Genomic DNA, 19786 nt, shown 5'->3' on the forward strand with positions numbered 1-19786 from the left:
CCTCACGCCTCTTCCATCGTGCACATCAGCGGGTGATGATGCTCGCGGGAATATTCATTAACAATATGTACTTTCGTTTCAGCAACGTCTTTAGTATAGGTACCGCAAACACCGACGCCCTGTGTATGCACTTGTAACATCACCTGAGTGGCTTTCTCTTGGCTCATGTTAAAAAAATCAGTCAATATTTCGACGACAAAATCCATCGGCGTAAAGTCGTCGTTAAGCAACATAACCTTATACAGTGGCGGTCTTTTCAGCTGCGGCTTGGCTTCTTGCAGCGCGGTGTTACCGTCGCCATCTTTCAAGGGTTCAAAATCTGACATAAGCTTTGGTGCTGTGAATCATTGTGGTCTTAAAAATAGCGTCTTCAACATTAAATTTCAATCTTTGGGCATATAAAAAACATTTCGAGTAAAATGCGCGCCTTTTACCGTTTTCTATCTACATCATGGTTTGGAAACCTCACGTCACCGTCGCCGCCGTGATTGAAAAAGACGGTCGCTTTCTGCTGGTTGAAGAGACAACGGCACGAGGCCTTGCGTTCAATCAACCCGCAGGTCATTTGGAAGAAGGTGAAGATTTAATCAGTGCCGTCAAACGCGAAGTTTGCGAGGAAACAGCTTGGCAATTTGAACCGGAGGCATTAATCGCCACACAACTATGGCGCAGAAATCCACATATGCCCAGTTTTGTTCGCTTCTGTTTTTCCGGCACGGTCAACAACCACAACCCAGAACAACCTCTCGATGACGGCATTATCGACACTCACTGGTTAAGCCGCAATGAAATTTACGCAAAACGCCAACAATTGCGCAGCCCTTTGGTTTTAACCACTGTGGACGAATACCTGAAAGGTCACCGTTACCCGCTTACCATCTTACAGTCTTTTATCGATTTAGAATGAGTAAACACATCATCGTCGGCATGTCCGGCGGCGTCGACTCGTCCGTCACTGCATTAATCCTGCAAGAACAAGGCCATAAGGTCACCGGTTTGTTCATGAAAAATTGGGAAGAAGACGACGGCACCGAATATTGCACGGCAATGGAAGACCTGGCCGACGCACAGCAGGTTTGCGACAAACTGGGCATAGAGCTGAAGACTGTCAACTTTGCCGCCGAATATTGGGACGACGTATTTGAAGTGTTTTTGTCGGAGTTTAAAGCCGGTCGGACCCCCAATCCCGACATCCTTTGTAACAAACACGTCAAATTTAAAGCCTTTTTGGACTATGCCACCGAAGATCTGGGCGCCGAATACATCGCCACCGGCCACTATGCCCGCGTCGATCAGCACAACGGCGAATTTAGATTATTAAAAGGATTAGACCCAAACAAGGAGCAAAGCTATTTTTTATATGCGATGGGCCAGAAAGCTCTATCGCAAACCCTGTTCCCGATCGGCCACCTGCACAAACCGGAAATTCGCGCGCTGGCCGATAAGGCCGGTTTTGCCAACAGTCGCAAGAAAGACAGCACTGGCATCTGCTTTATAGGCGAACGCAAGTTCAAGGAATTTCTGCAGCGCTACCTGCCCCACCAACCCGGCGAAATGCGCACCCCCGAAGGCCAATATATCGGCAAACACCACGGTCTGATGTACTACACCCTCGGCCAACGCCAAGGCTTGGGTATAGGCGGCGTCAAAGATGCCCCGGACGAACCCTGGTTCGTGCTGGAAAAAGACCTGGACAACAACGTGCTGATCGTCGGCCAAGGCCACGACCATCCGTTGATGCTGCACAACACGCTGGAAGCCGGACAATTGGACTGGTGTAGCAACCAACCCTTGACCGAACCGCTACGTTGCGCTGCCAAGACACGTTACCGCCAGCCCGATCAGGATTGCGTCGTCGAACCCATAACCGGCGGCATCCGTGTCAAAGTCCGCTTCGACGAACCGCAACGTGCAATAACGCCAGGCCAGTCGGTCGTATTTTATGCTGGCGAAATTTGCTTGGGTGGTGGCATCATCGAATCCAAATACAACCGATAACTCCATGCCGGATGGGCTGAATAAAATTAAGTCCATCCCATACTTAATACAGGAAACCATCATGACACTCACCGCCATCTCCCCCATCGACGGCCGCTATGCCGGCAAAGTTGACGCTTTGCGCCCCATTTTCAGCGAATACGGTTTGATCCGCTATCGCGTAAAAGTAGAAGTACGCTGGCTGCAAGCGTTGGCCGCGGAAGCCAAGATCGTCGAAGTACCGGCTTTGTCGGCCGATGCAATTGCGGTATTGAACGGCATCGTCAGCAATTTCTCCGAAGCCGACGCCCAAGCCGTAAAAGACATCGAGAAGACCACCAACCATGACGTCAAGGCGGTCGAGTATTTTCTGAAAGAAAAGATCAAAGGCGACGCCGAATTGCATGCCGTCAACGAGTTCATTCACTTCGCCTGCACCTCGGAAGACATCAATAACCTGTCTTACGCCTTGATGCTGAAAGAAGGCCGCGGTTTGATGCTGGCCGAGATCGACGCCACGATAGATGCGATCAAGCAACTGGCCTTGGATAGCGCCGATCAGCCCATGCTGTCTCGCACTCACGGCCAATCGGCAACACCGACCACGGTCGGCAAGGAATTCGCTAACGTCGTCGCCCGCATACAACGCCAGCGCGAGCAATTGGCCAAGGTAGAGCTGCTGGGCAAGATCAACGGTGCGGTCGGCAATTACAATGCGCACAGCGTCGCCTATCCGGATGTTGATTGGGCGCAATTCGCGCAAAACTTCGTTGAGTCGCTGAGTTTGGCCTTCAACCCTTACACGATACAGATTGAACCTCATGATTACATGGCCGAGTTTTTCCACGCCCTGTCGCGCTTCAACACCATCCTGTTGGATTTCGACCGCGACGTCTGGGGCTATATCTCGCTGGGTTATTTCAAACAAAAAACCGTGGCCGGCGAAGTAGGTTCCTCGACGATGCCACACAAGGTCAACCCGATCGACTTCGAAAATTCCGAAGGCAATCTGGGATTGGCCAATGCGATTTTCGGCTTCCTGGCCGACAAACTGCCGGTATCGCGCTGGCAGCGCGATTTGACTGACTCCACCGTGTTGCGCAACATCGGCGTCGGCATCGCCCACACCAGCATCGCGATCCAGTCGACTTTGAAAGGCATTTCCAAACTGGAAATCAACCCTGCGTTGATCGATCAAGACCTGGAGCAAAACTGGGAAGTATTGGCCGAGCCGATTCAAACCGTGATGCGCCGTTACGGTGTCGAAAAGCCGTACGAAAAATTGAAAGAACTGACTCGTGGCCAGCGCGTCACCGGCGACGGCATGCGCGCTTTCGTCGAAAAGCTAGACATTCCAGCCACTGCCAAGGCCGAACTGCTGGCACTCACACCGCACAGCTACACCGGCTATGCGGCAGATTTAGCCAAGAAAATCGGCTAAGCATTAGGACAGGTAGTTGCTGAACTTCATCTGGATATTCTTCTTCCTGAGCGCATTCGCCACCGCCGCCTTCAAACTGCTGGTGCTGGGCGACACCAAGGTGTTTTCCGACTTGATGAATGCGATGTTCAGCCTGGCTAAGACCGCGTTCGAGATTTCGCTGGGACTGAGCGGCGTGCTGGCCTTGTGGCTGGGCATCATGAAAATCGGCGAGCATAGCGGCTTCATCGATTTGTTGACCAAGGCTCTCAATCCATTATTCAGCCGGCTGATGCCGGAGATCCCGAAGGATCATCCGGCGCTCGGTGCGATGGTGATGAACATCGCCGCCAACATGCTGGGGCTAGACAACGCGGCGACGCCGATGGGCATCAAGGCGATGCAGGAAATGCAGACCTTGAATCCGCATCCCGAACGCGCCACCGATGCGCAAATCTTGTTTCTGGTGATCAACACTGCCTCGGTGACGCTGTTTCCGGTGACGATCTTCGCTTATCGAGCACAGCTCGGCGCGGCGAACCCAACCGACGTGTTCATCCCGATATTGATTGCTACTTATATGTCAACGTTTACCGGCTTGCTGGCGGTCGCCGTCGTACAGAAGATCAATCTGCTGGACAAGGTGGTGTTGAGCTATCTCGGCGGCATTACTCTGCTGGTCGGCGGCATACTGGCTTATTTTGCCGGGCTCGATCAAGCCGAGATGTTGAAACAATCGGCCGTGGTCAGCCATGTGATTTTGTTCAGCTTGGTTATTTCCTTCATTGCCGCTGCCGCTTACAAACAGCTGAATGCTTACGAGTTGTTCGTCGAAGGCGCCAAACAGGGTTTTCAGACCGCGATCACCATAATTCCCTATCTGGTGGCGATGCTGGTGGCTTTCGGCGTATTCCGAGCCAGCGGCTCGTTGGAATTGATTACCGATGGCGTAAGGCTGTTGGTCAACTATGCCGGCATCGACAACCGCTTCATCGACGGCCTGCCGACCGCTTTGATGAAGCCGTTCAGCGGCAGCGGGGCGCGGGCGATGATGATAGACACCATGCAGACTCACGGCGCCGATTCATTCGCCGGCCGGCTGGCATCAGTGGTGCAAGGCAGCACCGAGACGACGTTTTATGTATTGGCGGTTTATTTCGGCGCTGTGAACATTAAACAGATACGCCACGCCGCCGCCTGTGGAATTATTGCCGACATCGGTGGCATAACTGCCGCTATTTTTGTGACTTACTGGTTTTTTGGTTAAACCGAACATGCAAATCCATTTAAAAACTCTGGGCTGCCGCCTCAACGAAGCGGAACTGGAAACCTGGGCGCAAGCCTTTCAGGCCAAAGGTCACTCTATCACCCGCAACTTGTGCGACTCGCAACTGGTGGTGATCAATTCCTGCGCGGTCACCCAGGACGCCGTAAAAAAGTCCAAACAAATGATACGCCGCATCCACCGCGACAATCCGCAAGCCAAATTGGTGGTCAGCGGCTGCTATGCGACGCTGAATGAGGAAGAAGCCGCGCAATTGATGGGGGTGGACTTGATCGTCGGCAACCAGGATAAAAACCAGCTGGTGGAAAAAACCCTGGCCGAGCTGAATCTGGACAGCATGCCGGCCATGTCGACCGAACCCGGAGAAGTCTCACTGTTCAGCCGCGGCCGGCAGCGGGCCTTCGTCAAAGTCCAGGACGGTTGCCGCTACCGCTGCACCTTCTGCATCGTTACCGTTGCTCGCGGCGAAGAGAGCAGTCGCCCTGTTCAAGATGTGATTCAAGAAATCAACACCTTGTATAGCCAAGGCATCAACGAAGCCATCATCACCGGCGTACATCTTGGTGGTTACGGCAGCGACATTTCCAGTAATCTGGTCGAGTTGATTAACGAAATACTGGATAAGACTGAAATTCCTCGATTGCGTCTTGGCTCCCTTGAACCTTGGGAATTACCCGATGGGTTCTTCGAGCTATTCAAAAATCCGCGACTGATGCCCCATCTGCATCTGCCCTTGCAAAGCGGCTGCGACAGCGTCTTAAGACGCATGGCCAGACGCTGTAAAACGGAGGAATTCGGCCAGATCGTTAAACTGGCCCGCGCGACGATCCCGCATTTCAATATCACTACCGACATAATAGTCGGCTTTCCGGGCGAAACCGAATTGGAATGGCAGGAAAGCTTTGATTACATCAAAAGCCTGGGGTTTGGTCATATTCACATTTTTAGCTATTCGCCTCGCGAAGGTACCAAAGCCGCGGGCTTGCCGGATCAAATCGATCAGAACACCAAGAAACAGCGCAGCAAGCAATTGCATGAATTAGCCGACGCAATGAAGCGCAGGTTCATTGCCGAAAACCTTGGCGAGCGGGCCAATATTTTATGGGAAGGGCAAAAAGAGGCGCAGAGCGATGGCACGATCCGCCATTTCGGCTACACACCGAATTATCTAAGGGTAGCCTGCGACGTAGTACCTGGCTTCATTCTGGAAAATAAGATAGTGGCGGGAGAACTAATAGAAGCTAGACCGGATTTCGTGCTCGTTCGTTTGACTTGAAGCCATAAAAAAGCCGCAAAGCTGTTTGCTTTACGGCTTTTTTGCATAAGAGCGGGACTGTTTAAATCAATACGGATTCGGATCGAGCGGTCCACGCCCGCCACCCTGCATTTCGTCGAATTTCAACACATCTTCGTCTGGGACCTTGCCATCGTGAACCAAGTAATTGCGTCTGGCAAGATAGGCGTTTTTGAAAAATTCGTAACGATCCAATGCTGCTTCGGTGGCGACTTTTTCCATGCCCAACAAATCTGAACGCGCATCGATTACTTTTAATGCACCAGGGCCAATCGAAACCGCCGCGCCAATCCAATTTGGATTTATGTAGATACCGGCATAAGTAAACGGATTCATCGCGGCATCGCCAACCAACCCGAACACGCCACGCGGCGAACTAGGTCCGAAAAACGGCAGGACCAAGTAAGGACCGGTAGGTATTCCCCAATAGCCTAAAGTTTGATCAAAATCTTCATTATGTTTCGGCAAATCGATCATCGTCCCAACATCTATAAGGCCGGCAACACCAATTGTGGTGTTCACCAAGAAACGCGCACCGTCCTGACCCGATTGCAGGAGTTTTCCTTGCAAAACATCGTTGGTACAAACACCGATGTCATCGACATTGCTGAAGAAGTTGGTGACAGCTTGGTCCGCAAAACCGGGCATAACCCAATCGTAGCCTTTGGCAACCGGTTTCATGACATAATCGTCCACACCATCATTGAACGATTGCACTCCCCTGTTCCAGCCCTCCCAAGGATCTTTAGGATCGACACCGTGGGTTGTGGCACAACCGCTTAATACAGTCAGTAACCCTAAGATCATCCAACCTTTTTTCCCGTCTTGCATAACTTCACCTCACCAATTGAATATTGTTTATACCTATCCAAAACTCACGTAACATAACGTACAACCGACTTTTTTAGCCAACCACAACTCAATGGAAATAAACCTAAATCCGTTAGGCAACCGTTTCAGAGGTTACCTTCCTGTTATTGTCGATATAGAGACCGCCGGCTTTAATTCGAAAAAAAACCCACTATTGGAAATCGCCGCCGTAATAGTCGAACCAGACAAAGACGGTTGGTTACATGTCACCGAAAAACATCACTGCAATATCATTCCTTTCAAAAACTCCGAACTGGATGATGCCGCGCTCAAATTTACCGGTATCGATCCATACCATCCTTTCCGCATGGCTATAGAAGAGAAGGATGCACTTACCAAGCTGTTTACCCCTATCAAAGCCGCGGTAAAACGTAATAAATGCAAGCGGGCCATTTTGGTTGGTCACAATCCAGCTTTCGATATCAACTTTTTGAACGCCGCGATTGAAAGAACCAACTATAAACGAAGCCCCTTTCATCCATTCAGTAGCTTCGATACCGCCACACTAGGCGGGCTAATGTACGGCCAAACGGTTTTAGCAAAAATTGCTCAAGCTGCCGGGATTATCTGGGATAACGAGAAAGCACATTCAGCGCTCTACGATGCCGAACAAACTGCCGAACTGTTTTGCCTGATTATCAACCGCTGGAAAAAATTAAGCGAGTACGAAGCGACATAAATCTACCCAATTAGCGACTTAGAACACATTACAGTCAAACATATTATTAAGTGTCGGCAGAAAGCCCATTGCGACCCAGAGGAATAGGATCGCTAGAGTAGGGATCTGGGATGTTCTTTTAGACTAAGGTTTCGAACCAATGCCAGCCAGCATACTATTGAGTTGGCCTTTATTAAACAGGTCAATAACGATATCGCAGCCGCCGACTAATTCGCCGTTAATATACAGTTGGGGATAGGTGGGCCAGTGCGAGTATTCTTTCAAGGCTTCACGCACTTCAGGATCTTCGAAGATGTTGATGTGGGCGTAGTCAGCGTTGCAGGCTTCCAAGGCTTGCACCACCCGGCTGGAAAACCCGCATTGGGGGAAATCAGGGGTGCCTTTCATGTACAAGACGACGGGATGGCTGGCTAATTGGGCTTGGATTCTATCTATTGCACTCATGCGTTTTCTCGCTAGACATTGATGAGATGGGATTCTAACAACCACTACTGCAAATTTGAAGCGTGATTATCTGAATGGGATTTTGATACAAAAAAAGCCCTGCTATTACTAGCAGGGCTTTTGGGATAGGCGCTTGGCGATGACCTACTTTCACATGGCAACCTGCCACACTATCATCGGCGCTAAGCGGTTTCACTTCCGAGTTCGGGATGGGATCGGGTGGTTCACGCTTGCTATGTTCACCAAGCAAACTGGTTAGGCTGTTGTTGCAGCCGTCATGCACAGGTTGTAAGCGTTTCGCTTTGACCTGCTTTCATGGAAATCTGTATCGAGTTTGTCGTTCTCAGTGGCTTATCAGCTATTGTCGTCTGACTTTACCCAAACGCATTGGGTGTTATATGGTCAAGCCTCACGGGCAATTAGTACACGTTAGCTTCACACATTACTGCGCTTCCACACCGTGCCTATCAACGTCGTAGTCTCCGACGGCCCTTCAGGGGACTTAAAGTCCCAGTGAGATCTCATCTTGGGAGGGGCTTCCCGCTTAGATGCTTTCAGCGGTTATCCTGTCCGAACGTGGCTACCCGGCAATGCCATTGGCATGACAACCGGAACACCAGAGGTTCGTCCACTCCGGTCCTCTCGTACTAGGAGCAGCTTCCCTCAAATCTCAAACGCCCACGGCAGATAGGGACCGAACTGTCTCACGACGTTCTGAACCCAGCTCGCGTACCACTTTAAATGGCGAACAGCCATACCCTTGGGACCTGCTTCAGCCCCAGGATGTGATGAGCCGACATCGAGGTGCCAAACACCGCCGTCGATATGAACTCTTGGGCGGTATCAGCCTGTTATCCCCGGCGTACCTTTTATCCGTTGAGCGATGGCCCTTCCATACAGAACCACCGGATCACTAAGACCTACTTTCGTACCTGCTCGACTTGTCCGTCTCGCAGTCAAGCACCCTTATGCCTTTGCACTCATTGCCTGATTTCCGACCAGGCTGAGGGTACCTTCGTGCTCCTCCGTTACTCTTTAGGAGGAGACCGCCCCAGTCAAACTACCCACCAGACACTGTCCCTAACCCGGATAACGGGTCGAGGTTAGAACTCCAAACATACCAGGGTGGTATTTCAAGGTTGGCTCCACGAGAACTGGCGTTCCCGCTTCAAAGCCTCCCACCTATCCTACACAAGTAGGTTCAAAGTCCAGTGTCAAGCTATAGTAAAGGTGCACGGGGTCTTTCCGTCTAGCCGCGGGTACACTGCATCTTCACAGCGATTTCAATTTCACTGAGTCCCAGGTGGAGACAGTGTGGCCATCGTTACGCCATTCGTGCAGGTCGGAACTTACCCGACAAGGAATTTCGCTACCTTAGGACCGTTATAGTTACGGCCGCCGTTTACTGGGGCTTCGATCAAGAGCTTCTCCGAAGATAACCCCATCAATTAACCTTCCAGCACCGGGCAGGCGTCACACCCTATACGTCCACTTTCGTGTTTGCAGAGTGCTATGTTTTTGCTAAACAGTCGCAGCCACCGATTTTTTGCAACCCCCTTCCGCTCCAGTCGCGAGGACCTTCACGTAATGAGGGCATACCTTCTCCCGAAGTTACGGTATCATTTTGCCTAGTTCCTTCACCTGGGTTCTCTCAAGCGCCTTAGAATTTTCATCCCACCCACCTGTGTCGGTTTAGGGTACGGCCACTAGTAACCTGAAGCTTAGAGGTTTTTCCTGGAAGCAGGGCATCTATCACTTCGCTGTTCTTTCGAACCGCTCGTCATCACGTCTCGGCATAGAGCACCCCGGATTTGCCTAAGATGCATGCCTACCTGCTTAAACTGCCACTTCCAACCGACAGCTGATATAGCCTTCTCCGTCACCCCATCGCAGTTACTACTGGTACAGGAATATTAACCTGTTTTCCATCGACTACGCTTTTCAGCCTCGCCTTAGGTGCCGACTAACCCTGCGTCGATTAACGTTGCGCAGGAAACCTTGGGTTTTCGGCGAGGGGGTTTTTCACCCCCTTTATCGTTACTTATGTCAGCATTCGCACTTCCGATACCTCCAGCCCACTTCTCAATGAACCTTCGCAGGCGTACGGAACGCTCCTCTACCACTCACACTTACGTGTAAATCCGTAGCTTCGGTACTATGCTTAGCCCCGGTAAATCTTCCGCGCAGACCGACTCGACCAGTGAGCTATTACGCTTTCTTTAAAGGATGGCTGCTTCTAAGCCAACCTCCTGGCTGTCTGTGCCTTTCCACATCGTTTCCCACTGAGCATAGATTTGGGGACCTTAGCTGACGGTCTGGGCTGTTTCCCTTTTCACGACGGACCTTATCACCCGCCGTGTGTCTCCCGTGCTTGCACTTGCTGGTATTCGGAGTTTGCATCGGGTTGGTAAGTCGGGATGACCCCCTAGCCGAAACAGTGCTCTACCCCCAGCAGTGATACACGAGGCGCTACCTAAATAGCTTTCGAGGAGAACCAGCTATCTCCGAGCTTGATTAGCCTTTCACTCCGATCCACAGCTCATCCCCGTCTTTTTCAACAGACGTGGGTTCGGCCCTCCAGTTAGTATTACCCAACCTTCAGCCTGGCCATGGATAGATCGCCCGGTTTCGGGTCTACACCTTGCGACTAAACGCCCTATTAAGACTCGCTTTCGCTACGCCTCCCCTATTCGGTTAAGCTTGCCACAAAATGTAAGTCGCTGACCCATTATACAAAAGGTACGCAGTCACCCCACGAAGGGGCTCCCACTGCTTGTACGCATACGGTTTCAGGTTCTATTTCACTCCGCTCTCCGCGGTTCTTTTCGCCTTTCCCTCACGGTACTAGTTCACTATCGGTCAGTAAGGAGTATTTAGCCTTGGAGGATGGTCCCCCCATATTCAGTCAAAGTTTCACGTGCTCCGACCTACTCGATTTCACTAAAAAAAGGTTTTCGTGTACGGGGCTATCACCCTGTATCGCCGGACTTTCCAGACCGTTCCACTAACCTTATCCTAGCTTAAGGGCTAGTCCCCGTTCGCTCGCCACTACTTAGGGAATCTCGGTTGATTTCTTTTCCTCCGGGTACTTAGATGTTTCAGTTCTCCGGGTTCGCTTCAGTGAGCTATGTATTCACTCAAAGATGACGTGCTTATGCACGCCGGGTTTCCCCATTCGGACATCTCTGGATCACAGCCGGTTTGCAGGCTCCCCAAAGCTTTTCGCATGCTACAACGTCCTTCATCGCCTCTTACTGCCTAGGCATTCACCGTATGCGCTTATTCACTTGACCATATAACCCGAATACGTCTGTACTTTGGTTATACTGTCAGCTGACATTTTCGCTGATTTTTTCTGCTTGAGAACGACATGCTGTTTGCTTTCCGCCGTTCTCTTTGGAGAATGACTTCATTCAAACCGCAACTCGTTTTAGTTTTGATCATTGCTGATCATTACTATAGTTACAGATTTCCATATTGTTAAAGAGCTATCGGCACGAATACCAATGCTATAAAGTCTTTATCTCTTGATTACGATAAAACCTCATAGCGCTGATGTTCTAACATCGACTATCTACTGGTGACGTACTGGTTTACCCTCAGCGTTCAGCGTGATGGTGGAGCCAGGGAGGATCGAACTCCCGACCTCCTGCGTGCAAGGCAGGCGCTCTCCCAGCTGAGCTATGGCCCCTAAAACAGACTAAAGACCAAGACTCAAGCCGAAACCCAACTATGCACAACCTTACCTATTCTAACCAGGAGTGTTGTCTGATCGTTTTCCGCCTTATTGCTTTCGCCTTTTATGCGTTGGTGGGTCTGGGAGGAGTTGAACCTCCGACCTCACCCTTATCAGGGGTGCGCTCTAACCAACTGAGCTACAGACCCAGGTGCGTCTTTCAATCGAAATAATTTGTTGTGAGTACGTGTAACGGTGTGCCGTCTTTGTAAGGAGGTGATCCAGCCCCAGGTTCCCCTAGGGCTACCTTGTTACGACTTCACCCCAGTCATGAATCACAAAGTGGTAAGCGCCCTCCCGAAGGTTAAACTACCTACTTCTTTTGCAACCCACTCCCATGGTGTGACGGGCGGTGTGTACAAGGCCCGGGAACGTATTCACCGCGGCATTCTGATCCGCGATTACTAGCGATTCCGACTTCACGCAGTCGAGTTGCAGACTGCGATCCGGACTGGGACCGGCTTTTTGGGATTCGCTTACTCTCGCGAGTTCGCAGCCCTCTGTACCGGCCATTGTAGCACGTGTGTAGCCCTACCCATAAGGGCCATGATGACTTGACGTCGTCCCCACCTTCCTCCGGTTTATCACCGGCAGTCTCCCTAGAGTTCCCGGCATGACCCGCTGGCAACTAAGGATAAGGGTTGCGCTCGTTACGGGACTTAACCCAACATTTCACAACACGAGCTGACGACAGCCATGCAGCACCTGTCTCAGAGTTCCCGAAGGCACTCTACTATCTCTAACAGATTCTCTGGATGTCAAGGGTAGGTAAGGTTCTTCGCGTTGCATCGAATTAAACCACATGCTCCACCGCTTGTGCGGGCCCCCGTCAATTCATTTGAGTTTTAGCCTTGCGGCCGTACTCCCCAGGCGGTCAACTTAATACGTTAGCTCCACTACTAAGTTCTTTAAGAACCCAACAGTTAGTTGACATCGTTTACGGCGTGGACTACCAGGGTATCTAATCCTGTTTGCTACCCACGCTTTCGTACCTCAGCGTCAGTTTTAGTCCAGGGAGCCGCCTTCGCCACTGGTGTTCCTTCAGATCTCTACGCATTTCACCGCTACACCTGAAATTCCACTCCCCTCTACTAAACTCTAGTTGCCCAGTATCAAATGCAGTTCCCAGGTTAAGCCCAGGGCTTTCACATCTGACTTAAACAACCGCCTACGCACGCTTTACGCCCAGTAATTCCGATTAACGCTTGCACCCTCCGTATTACCGCGGCTGCTGGCACGGAGTTAGCCGGTGCTTCTTGTATAGGTAATGTCAGTCTACCGGGTATTAACCGGCAGGTATTCCTTCCTATTGAAAGTGCTTTACAACCCTCAGGCCTTCTTCACACACGCGGTATTGCTGGATCAGGCTTTCGCCCATTGTCCAATATTCCCCACTGCTGCCTCCCGTAGGAGTCTGGGCCGTGTCTCAGTCCCAGTGTGGCTGATCATCCTCTCAGACCAGCTATGGATCGTCGCCTTGGTAGGCCTTTACCCTACCAACTAGCTAATCCAACATAGGCTCATCTATTAGCGCCAGGTCCGAAGATCCCCAGCTTTCCCCCGTAGGGCGTATGCGGTATTAGCGTGAGTTTCCCCACGTTGTCCCCCACTAATAGGCAGATTCCTATGCATTACTCACCCGTCCGCCACTCGTCAGCGCCCGAAGGCCTGCTACCGTTCGACTTGCATGTGTTAAGCATACCGCCAGCGTTCAATCTGAGCCATGATCAAACTCTTCAGTTTAATTTTAACTTGTCACTCAATAAGATGAGTGACCAATCTTGGTCTCGACTACAGAACATCTTTTCTTGCGAATTGACGTGGTTTCTGTGTCGACTATTTCTAACAGCACATAGTCGCTACACATACCCACACAAATTATTTCGATTTCGTTTGTTAAAGAGCCAGAGCATTTCGCCCTGTTGAGCCGACATATTCTACAGCGTTTTCAATTCCTGTCAAATTTATTTTTAAGCCATTTCAAAAAACCGAAACACTTAAAACAAATCCGCCACTCACAACCTTAAACCCGCCGAACTAAGCCGACCGCTTCACTGCTAAAACCCAAAAACATGAGCAGTGAAGAGCCGTGCATTCTAATCACCCATACACACCGCGTCAAGTGATTATTTCTATTCGGGCAAACTTTCTCTTACCTACTTGATATATATGCTTGGCAGGCGTATGGATTTGGGCAACACTATTCTGCCTTAAACTGGCCTTGATTTTCTATAAACCATTGATAGGTAAGCTCCAGACCTTTTTTAAGTGGTATCTTTGGTTGCCACCCCAAAGATTTTAGCTTTGAGACATCCATCAGTTTTCGCGGAGTACCATCCGGCTTGGTACTGTCCCAGCTAATTTGCCCCTGATAACCAACGACATCTTGGATGGTTTCAGCCAATTCGCGAACAGTTACATCATCGCCCGTTCCAACATTCAAATGCGACAGCATGGGTTCAGTGCAAGATTGATATTGCTCTTTGCCCAAGGCCATCACGTGCAGACAAGCAGCCGCCATATCCTCGACGTGCAAAAATTCGCGCATAGCCTTTCCGGTTCCCCACACACTGACAGTCGGAGAATTACTAATCTTGGCATCATGAAACTTTCTGATTAATGCCGGGATAACATGGCTATTTTGCAAGTGAAAATTATCGTTTTCACCATACAAATTAGTCGGCATTACCGACCGATAATCTACGCCGTACTGCCGGTTATATGACTCACACAACTTAATCCCGGCAATCTTGGAAATTGCATACGGCTCATTGGTCGACTCTAAAACGCCTGTCAACAGCGCGCTTTCTCGCATCGGCTGCTCAGCGAATTTCGGATAGATACAAGAGCTACCCAAAAACAGCAGTTGCTTGCATCCAACCCGCCAAGTCTGATGAACCACATTGGCTTCCATCATCAGATTTTGATAGATAAATTCCGCAGGATATTCATTGTTTGCATGAATACCGCCGACCTTGGCCGCAGCGAGAATCACCTGATCCGGACGTTCTTGTTCCATGAAGACCCGCACAGCCGTTTGATCGGTCAAATCCAATTCAGCATGCGTACGCACCACAATATTTTGATAACCGGCCTCAATCAATTGCCGATAAATAGCCGAACCTACCATACCTCGATGGCCCGCCAGATAAATTTTATCTTGCTTATCGAGCATACCGTTACTCCCTACTGACCGCCACGTTATAGCCCTGATTTTTCAGCAAAGCATGTTTTTGCGCTTGCTCAAGATCATAAGCCACCATTTCGGACACCATTTCCTGTAAGGTAATTTGCGGTACCCAACCTAACTTGTTCTTGGCGTTACTAGGGTCACCCAAAAGCGTTTCCACTTCGGCCGGTCTAAAATAGCGCGGATCGATAGCGACGATGTTTTGACCGACCGCCATTCCAGGCGCTTTGTCACCGACAATAGCATCGATATAACCCTTTTCGTCTACTCCCACGCCTTCCCAACGAATAGACACACCCAATTCTTTAGCCGACATTTCGATAAATTGTCTTACCGAATACTGCACGCCAGTGGCTATCACAAAATCCTCGGGCTGTTCTTGCTGCAACATCATCCATTGCATCCGTACATAATCCTTGGCATGCCCCCAATCCCTGAGCGAATCCATATTGCCCATATACAGACATTTGTCCAAGCCAATAGCGATGTTGCTGAGACCGCGAGTAATTTTACGCGTCACGAAAGTTTCGCCTCGACGCGGCGATTCGTGGTTGAACAAAATACCGTTACACGCATACATACCGTAGGCTTCACGATAATTAACGGTGATCCAATAGGCGTAGAGTTTGGCTACTGCATAAGGCGAACGGGGATAAAACGGCGTAGTCTCTTTTTGCGGAATTTCCTGGACTAAACCGTACAATTCGGAAGTTGATGCCTGGTAAAAACGCGTAGTTTTCTCCATACCGAGAAAACGAATGGCTTCCAAAAGCCGTAATGTACCCATAGCATCAACGTCTGCGGTATATTCGGGAGATTCGAACGATACAGCGACGTGGCTCATGGCACCCAAGTTGTAGACTTCATCCGGACGAATTTCGCTAAGGATACGGGTGAGATTCGAACTATCCGTCAAATCGCCATAATGAAGAAAAAATTGCGGATTTTTGATATGCGGGTCTTGATAGATATGATCGACGCGCTCGGTATTAAATAATGACGAGCGCCGTTTTATGCCATGTACTTCATAGTCTTTTTCCAACAAAAACTCGGCAAGATAGGATCCGTCTTGCCCGGTTATGCCAGTGATCAATGCTTTTTTTCTACTCACTTACAGCTCCTTTTCTTTTGAGTCAAATTCGACGTAAAACAGTCTTAAAGTCGTCAAGCAATTAAGCCGACGTTATAACTGCTTAGCCCGGTAAAGCCGAATTAACTGGCTCAATTACCTTACCGGGCAAATATGCGGGCAATTCCGGTAACAAATCTTTTAAAAATAGATGTAGCCGCTTATCGGCGACAGCAATATCTTCGACCTTGTCTACGGGGGTAACCAAGCGAATCAGCGCCCCGTCGGTACGGTTCATGGTGATGGCATCATAAAACAAATACCATTTGACCATATATTCGTTGGTTATCATCCGGCCACGCTGCTGAAACCAAAAATACACTAACTGTCTGCTTTCGCCTTTTTGGATAATGGCCCGGTTTACCTGCAATGCCTGCCCATCCAATTGCAAATCAGTGAACTCGCGCTGCTCGAAACTACTGATTTGCCAACCGTCTCCGGGAATACAACTGCGTGGAGAATGCACCACAGCACCCTTGCGTTGCGACTGGTAATAAGCGCTATAAAAATTGACGCTATTACGGGTTTCAGGCTGAATAAAATTGACAATAACATAATCGGTCAATTTCAACTCGTTTAGATAAAACTGGGTTAAATAGTCGTTGCGTCCTTGCCAATTTCCCAACGTCGTGGGAAAGGTTAAAAATGCTTTGCGCTCGGGAATTATGTCTTCCCGTCCTTTATAGACCTCTGAAGCACCCGCGCCGATACAAAGCAAAAGCAACACGGCAAAAACCGACTTGTTCAATATTGCGGCAATATCTAGACGAGCCGTATGACTCCATTCTTCCGGGATCTGCACCAATTCGCTCATTGCCAGCTTTCTTCCGCTAATTCGGCTAAAAATCCACATCTCGATAAATAGCAGAAGCATGCAGAGTAAAAACACTGCCCAACCTTCAAAATCATGCAAAAAGCCTTCGGCCATCTCCGTGCCCCAGTTATCGACTAGAACCCCGATGACACCAATCCGAAAACTGTTCATAAAAATAGTCAACGGCATTGAAGACAGAAAAATCAGCAATTTCTGCCAGAAAGGGCCTTTAAACAAATATGCACACAGGAAAGCCAAACTGGCCAAAGGAAACAAATAACGCAATCCGCTACAGGCATCGACCACTTGCAACTTATAGCTGCCTAAATCGATAACATTCCCTTCCAGGTAAACCATGATGTCGCAAGCCCGTATGAATTCCACGCCCAGCCAAGACGAAATCAATTGCAGCTTTGAAGACAAGTTATTCAGTATGAAGGATGGAAACGGCACCATGAAAATTAGAAACAACAGGGGGATAGCACCAACCCGCAACCCGCGTAGACCAAAAGCACTGCCAAACATCCCCGTCAAAACCACCAGAAACGCATACTGCTCCATGGTTTTTATGGTTGCCAACCCGCCCAGAATAAAAAGAATCAATCCTAAGCCTATAATGACAAGCCCGGGCAGCGATGCATTAAATCCTTGGACCAAAACCAGTTCGCCGCGCCGCGCCCACAGCAGGTAAATAGTGATGACAGGGATGAAAAAGCCGTGACTGTATTCTTCGACGTTAGTCCATGTCGTCGCCATTTCGATAAGGCTATCTCTGAACACCACGCACAGCAGCAATAAAGCCGCACCCCATAATGACCAGACAATGGCCGGTTTCGTATTCTCTGTATTCATTCCGTGTCGAAAATAAGAATTGATGTTTAAATTTCTCCCATACCGGCACTATTTGTTACGCGGTATGGAAATTTGGTCCTACTTACTAACCCGAGCAATCGCAATAGCGCTGACCGGTAAATCTAACCATTATCCCCGAGCTTTATTAAAGCCAAGTGACACATCATTACGGGCAAATAACATACCTTTAGGCATCGGGGTCGACAGTGAAAATCGGGTTTCTTTTGTCTTCTTCATTCAATTTAGCTTTTTCTTCAGGGTAAATATGCCAAAAAGATTGATCTATAGCACCGTCTGTGTAGCTGTTTTTACGGTCATGGGTAAATGGACACCACCAGTTTTCCACCACTTTCACCAAGTAAGCATGCCATTCGAATAAGCCCACGCTCACCGGACAATACCAAGTGCAATTCAAAATCCAGAATAATTTCGATTGCGCCATGCTGAATTTGAATGACCCGTCCATCGTAATCTGATTTTTTAAATCATACCGGTGACTCGCCCTGGCCGGTAAAAAATCGCCCCATTTTTTGACATTTTCCGCACCGACCAATTTCAGACTGAAATAAGTCAAATAAGCACTGGTAATCACAAACGGCAAGGTCAAAATCGGCAAATAGATAAACAGCAAACCGATAGCTCTGGATATTACCGGCATCTGTTTATGATGGCAGCCGATATTGACGCGGTCTGCACAAGATTCGCAGGCTTTCATGTTTCTTTCTCCTCTGGAGTCGTTATTATTATTTGCTCGCTATTGAGCAGTTGAAAAATGCTGCGACAACCTTCGCAACAGAATTTTTTTTCGCCCAGCAAAGTATTGAGCTCAAAACCGGGAATCAACACCCGCTGACCGCACAAACCGCATTGGGGCTTGGAATCCACCATGATTGACTATAGCCGGCTGGATACTGCACAAAAAAAGGTTTTCAAATAATCGGTCTCCGGCAAGGCGGGATGAATCGGATGATCCGGGCCTTGACTACCGGCACCGAAAAACACCAGGTGTCGATCAATGTGGCGCGCCGAAGAACGCAGAATTTCATGCAGATTATCTCTACTCAAATGATGTGAGCATGATGCCGAGACCAAAATACCATTATTCGACAAGACTTGTAGCGCCAAATGATTCAAGCGCCGATAGGCTTCGTAACCAGCCTTGAAATCTTTTTTGCGTTTAATCAACGCCGGCGGATCCAGTATGATCGCGTCGTAATGTTGCTGTTGTTCACGTGCTTGCTTCAAAAACTCGAAGACGTCACTGCGCACGAATTGCATTTTATCCCGCACCTGATTCAACTCGGCACTAGCCGCGGCTAAAGCCAACGCGCTCTCTGAACTATCCACACAACACACTTCCGCAGCGCCAGCCACTGCGGCGGGAATACCCCAGGCGCCAGCATAACTGAATAAATCCAACACCTTTAAACCATGACAAGCTTGCGCAAGCTGCGCCCTGCTGTTGCGATGATCGTAAAACCAGCCGGTTTTCTGGCCCTCTGCGACATTGACTATAAAACGTAGGCCGTTTTCTTCGATTATTAACTGCTCAGGCATTTCACCGTGAGCCAGTTCCGGTTCCAAGGACAGACTTTCCAACTGGCGCTGACTATTATCGTTTTTCAGCAGAATAGCGGTTGGCGCCAGCAGCTCAAGTAGAACCTTGACCAGCAAATCCTTATACCGCTCCATTCCCGCAGTAGTAATTTGCACGGAAAGCACAGCACCGAAGCGGTCGACCACCAAGCCCGGTAGGCCATCGCTTTCGCCGAACACCAAGCGATAATAGGGTCTATCGAACAAGCGCTCGCGTAAACCCAAAGCTTGGGTCAAGCGCGCTTTAAAAAAACTTTCACTGATTTTGATATTGGTTTTACGCGTCAACAAGCGCGCGCAAATGAGTGCATGAGGATTGACATAAGCTATGCCCAAAGCCTTACCGCCGGAATCGTGGACAAGGACTAGGTCGCCGGCCGTAAAATGCTCCAATGGGCTGCGCTGGCTATCAACCTCGTTACTGAACACCCACAAATGCCCTTGCCGCAGGCGTTTGTCTTCGTTTTTTTTCAGAAACAGTTCCGGGTAGCTCATATTGC

14 protein-coding genes, 2 tRNA genes and 3 rRNA genes are annotated in these 19786 nt (G+C 49.5%); 6 read left to right on the forward strand and 13 right to left on the reverse strand.

Features of this window, described 5'->3' with window-relative positions; genetic code table 11:
• Positions 1 to 2 precede the first annotated feature (2 nt).
• Positions 3 to 326, reverse strand: a complete 324-nt coding sequence (gene clpS, locus G006_RS0107440; protein ID WP_020482550.1) for an ATP-dependent Clp protease adapter ClpS — start codon at positions 324 to 326, stop codon at positions 3 to 5.
• Between the two features lie 125 nt (positions 327 to 451).
• Between clpS and G006_RS0107445 the strand changes: the two genes are divergently transcribed.
• The 5 genes from G006_RS0107445 (at position 452) to mtaB (ending at position 5958) form a co-directional block, all read left to right on the forward strand.
• Entirely contained in the window at positions 452 to 907 is a 456-nt protein-coding gene (locus G006_RS0107445; RefSeq protein ID WP_020482551.1) for an NUDIX hydrolase, read from the forward strand.
• Positions 904 to 1998, forward strand: coding sequence for a tRNA 2-thiouridine(34) synthase MnmA (mnmA, locus tag G006_RS0107450; protein ID WP_020482552.1), 1095 nt, complete (start codon positions 904 to 906; stop codon positions 1996 to 1998). Before G006_RS0107445 ends, mnmA begins: the two co-directional genes overlap by 4 nt.
• A gap of 61 nt (positions 1999 to 2059) precedes the next feature.
• Positions 2060 to 3418 (forward strand): adenylosuccinate lyase, encoded by a 1359-nt coding sequence (purB, locus tag G006_RS0107455; protein ID WP_020482553.1) that lies wholly within the window; start codon positions 2060 to 2062, stop codon positions 3416 to 3418.
• Between the two features lie 16 nt (positions 3419 to 3434).
• Positions 3435 to 4664 carry a nucleoside recognition domain-containing protein gene (locus tag G006_RS0107460; protein WP_020482554.1) on the forward strand — a complete coding sequence of 410 codons (1230 nt, stop codon included), beginning with the start codon at positions 3435 to 3437 and terminating at the stop codon, positions 4662 to 4664.
• 7 nt (positions 4665 to 4671) lie between these two features.
• Positions 4672 to 5958: a tRNA (N(6)-L-threonylcarbamoyladenosine(37)-C(2))-methylthiotransferase MtaB gene (gene mtaB / locus G006_RS0107465; protein ID WP_026146913.1), complete on the forward strand. Its 1287-nt coding sequence runs from the start codon at positions 4672 to 4674 to the stop codon at positions 5956 to 5958.
• Between the two features lie 66 nt (positions 5959 to 6024).
• On the opposite strand, the gene G006_RS0107470 is transcribed toward mtaB, so the two are convergent.
• Positions 6025 to 6807, reverse strand: a complete 783-nt coding sequence (locus G006_RS0107470; RefSeq protein WP_020482556.1) for an MlaA family lipoprotein — start codon at positions 6805 to 6807, stop codon at positions 6025 to 6027.
• A gap of 91 nt (positions 6808 to 6898) precedes the next feature.
• Between G006_RS0107470 and rnt the strand changes: the two genes are divergently transcribed.
• The gene (gene rnt, locus G006_RS0107475; RefSeq protein WP_020482557.1) at positions 6899 to 7525 is read left to right on the forward strand and encodes a ribonuclease T; all 627 of its coding nucleotides are present in this window, start codon (positions 6899 to 6901) and stop codon (positions 7523 to 7525) included.
• A 123-nt stretch (positions 7526 to 7648) separates the two neighbouring features.
• Here the strand turns inward: rnt and grxD are convergent, their stop codons facing one another.
• The 11 genes from grxD to G006_RS0107535 all read right to left on the reverse strand — a co-directional run bounded on the left by grxD (position 7649) and on the right by G006_RS0107535 (position 19781).
• Entirely contained in the window at positions 7649 to 7969 is a 321-nt protein-coding gene (gene grxD, locus G006_RS0107480) for a Grx4 family monothiol glutaredoxin (protein WP_020482558.1), read from the reverse strand.
• 131 nt (positions 7970 to 8100) lie between these two features.
• A 5S ribosomal RNA gene (rrf, locus tag G006_RS0107485) occupies positions 8101 to 8216 on the reverse strand.
• A 151-nt stretch (positions 8217 to 8367) separates the two neighbouring features.
• A 23S ribosomal RNA gene (locus G006_RS0107490) occupies positions 8368 to 11262 on the reverse strand.
• A gap of 322 nt (positions 11263 to 11584) precedes the next feature.
• Positions 11585 to 11660 (reverse strand) — tRNA-Ala (locus G006_RS0107495).
• A gap of 117 nt (positions 11661 to 11777) precedes the next feature.
• Positions 11778 to 11854, reverse strand: a tRNA-Ile gene (locus tag G006_RS0107500).
• Between the two features lie 60 nt (positions 11855 to 11914).
• Positions 11915 to 13448, reverse strand: a 16S ribosomal RNA gene (locus G006_RS0107505).
• Together the 16S, 23S and 5S rRNA genes with 2 tRNA genes alongside form the textbook arrangement of a ribosomal RNA operon.
• Positions 13449 to 13905: 457 nt before the next feature.
• Entirely contained in the window at positions 13906 to 14880 is a 975-nt protein-coding gene (gene fcl, locus G006_RS0107510; protein WP_020482559.1) for a GDP-L-fucose synthase, read from the reverse strand.
• Between the two features lie 4 nt (positions 14881 to 14884).
• On the reverse strand, positions 14885 to 16006 hold the full coding sequence (gmd, locus tag G006_RS0107515; RefSeq protein WP_020482560.1) for a GDP-mannose 4,6-dehydratase: 1122 nt from the start codon (positions 16004 to 16006) through the stop codon (positions 14885 to 14887).
• A gap of 82 nt (positions 16007 to 16088) precedes the next feature.
• Positions 16089 to 17690 carry a VPLPA-CTERM-specific exosortase XrtD gene (xrtD, locus tag G006_RS0107520; protein WP_020482561.1) on the reverse strand — a complete coding sequence of 534 codons (1602 nt, stop codon included), beginning with the start codon at positions 17688 to 17690 and terminating at the stop codon, positions 16089 to 16091.
• Positions 17691 to 17877: 187 nt separating this feature from the next.
• Entirely contained in the window at positions 17878 to 18405 is a 528-nt protein-coding gene (locus tag G006_RS0107525) for a hypothetical protein (protein ID WP_020482562.1), read from the reverse strand.
• Positions 18406 to 18584: 179 nt separating this feature from the next.
• On the reverse strand, positions 18585 to 19781 hold the full coding sequence (locus G006_RS0107535; protein ID WP_020482564.1) for a class I SAM-dependent rRNA methyltransferase: 1197 nt from the start codon (positions 19779 to 19781) through the stop codon (positions 18585 to 18587).
• Positions 19782 to 19786: the final 5 nt, after the last annotated feature.

Origin of the sequence: Methylomonas sp. MK1 (assembly GCF_000365425.1) — a bacterium.
Taxonomy (GTDB): domain Bacteria; phylum Pseudomonadota; class Gammaproteobacteria; order Methylococcales; family Methylomonadaceae; genus Methylomonas.

Bases quoted from the DNA above. Each gene is read 5' to 3' on its own strand.
- clpS (WP_020482550.1), bottom strand. From the start codon at position 326: ATGTCAGATTTTGAACCCTTGAAAGATGGCGACGGTAACACCGCGCTG.
- G006_RS0107445 (WP_020482551.1), top strand. From the start codon at position 452: ATGGTTTGGAAACCTCACGTCACCGTCGCCGCCGTGATTGAAAAAGAC.
- mnmA (WP_020482552.1), top strand. From the start codon at position 904: ATGAGTAAACACATCATCGTCGGCATGTCCGGCGGCGTCGACTCGTCC.
- purB (WP_020482553.1), top strand. From the start codon at position 2,060: ATGACACTCACCGCCATCTCCCCCATCGACGGCCGCTATGCCGGCAAA.
- mtaB (WP_026146913.1), top strand. From the start codon at position 4,672: ATGCAAATCCATTTAAAAACTCTGGGCTGCCGCCTCAACGAAGCGGAA.
- G006_RS0107470 (WP_020482556.1), bottom strand. From the start codon at position 6,807: ATGCAAGACGGGAAAAAAGGTTGGATGATCTTAGGGTTACTGACTGTA.
- rnt (WP_020482557.1), top strand. From the start codon at position 6,899: ATGGAAATAAACCTAAATCCGTTAGGCAACCGTTTCAGAGGTTACCTT.
- grxD (WP_020482558.1), bottom strand. From the start codon at position 7,969: ATGAGTGCAATAGATAGAATCCAAGCCCAATTAGCCAGCCATCCCGTC.
- fcl (WP_020482559.1), bottom strand. From the start codon at position 14,880: ATGCTCGATAAGCAAGATAAAATTTATCTGGCGGGCCATCGAGGTATG.
- xrtD (WP_020482561.1), bottom strand. From the start codon at position 17,690: ATGAATACAGAGAATACGAAACCGGCCATTGTCTGGTCATTATGGGGT.
- G006_RS0107525 (WP_020482562.1), bottom strand. From the start codon at position 18,405: ATGAAAGCCTGCGAATCTTGTGCAGACCGCGTCAATATCGGCTGCCAT.
- G006_RS0107535 (WP_020482564.1), bottom strand. From the start codon at position 19,781: ATGAGCTACCCGGAACTGTTTCTGAAAAAAAACGAAGACAAACGCCTG.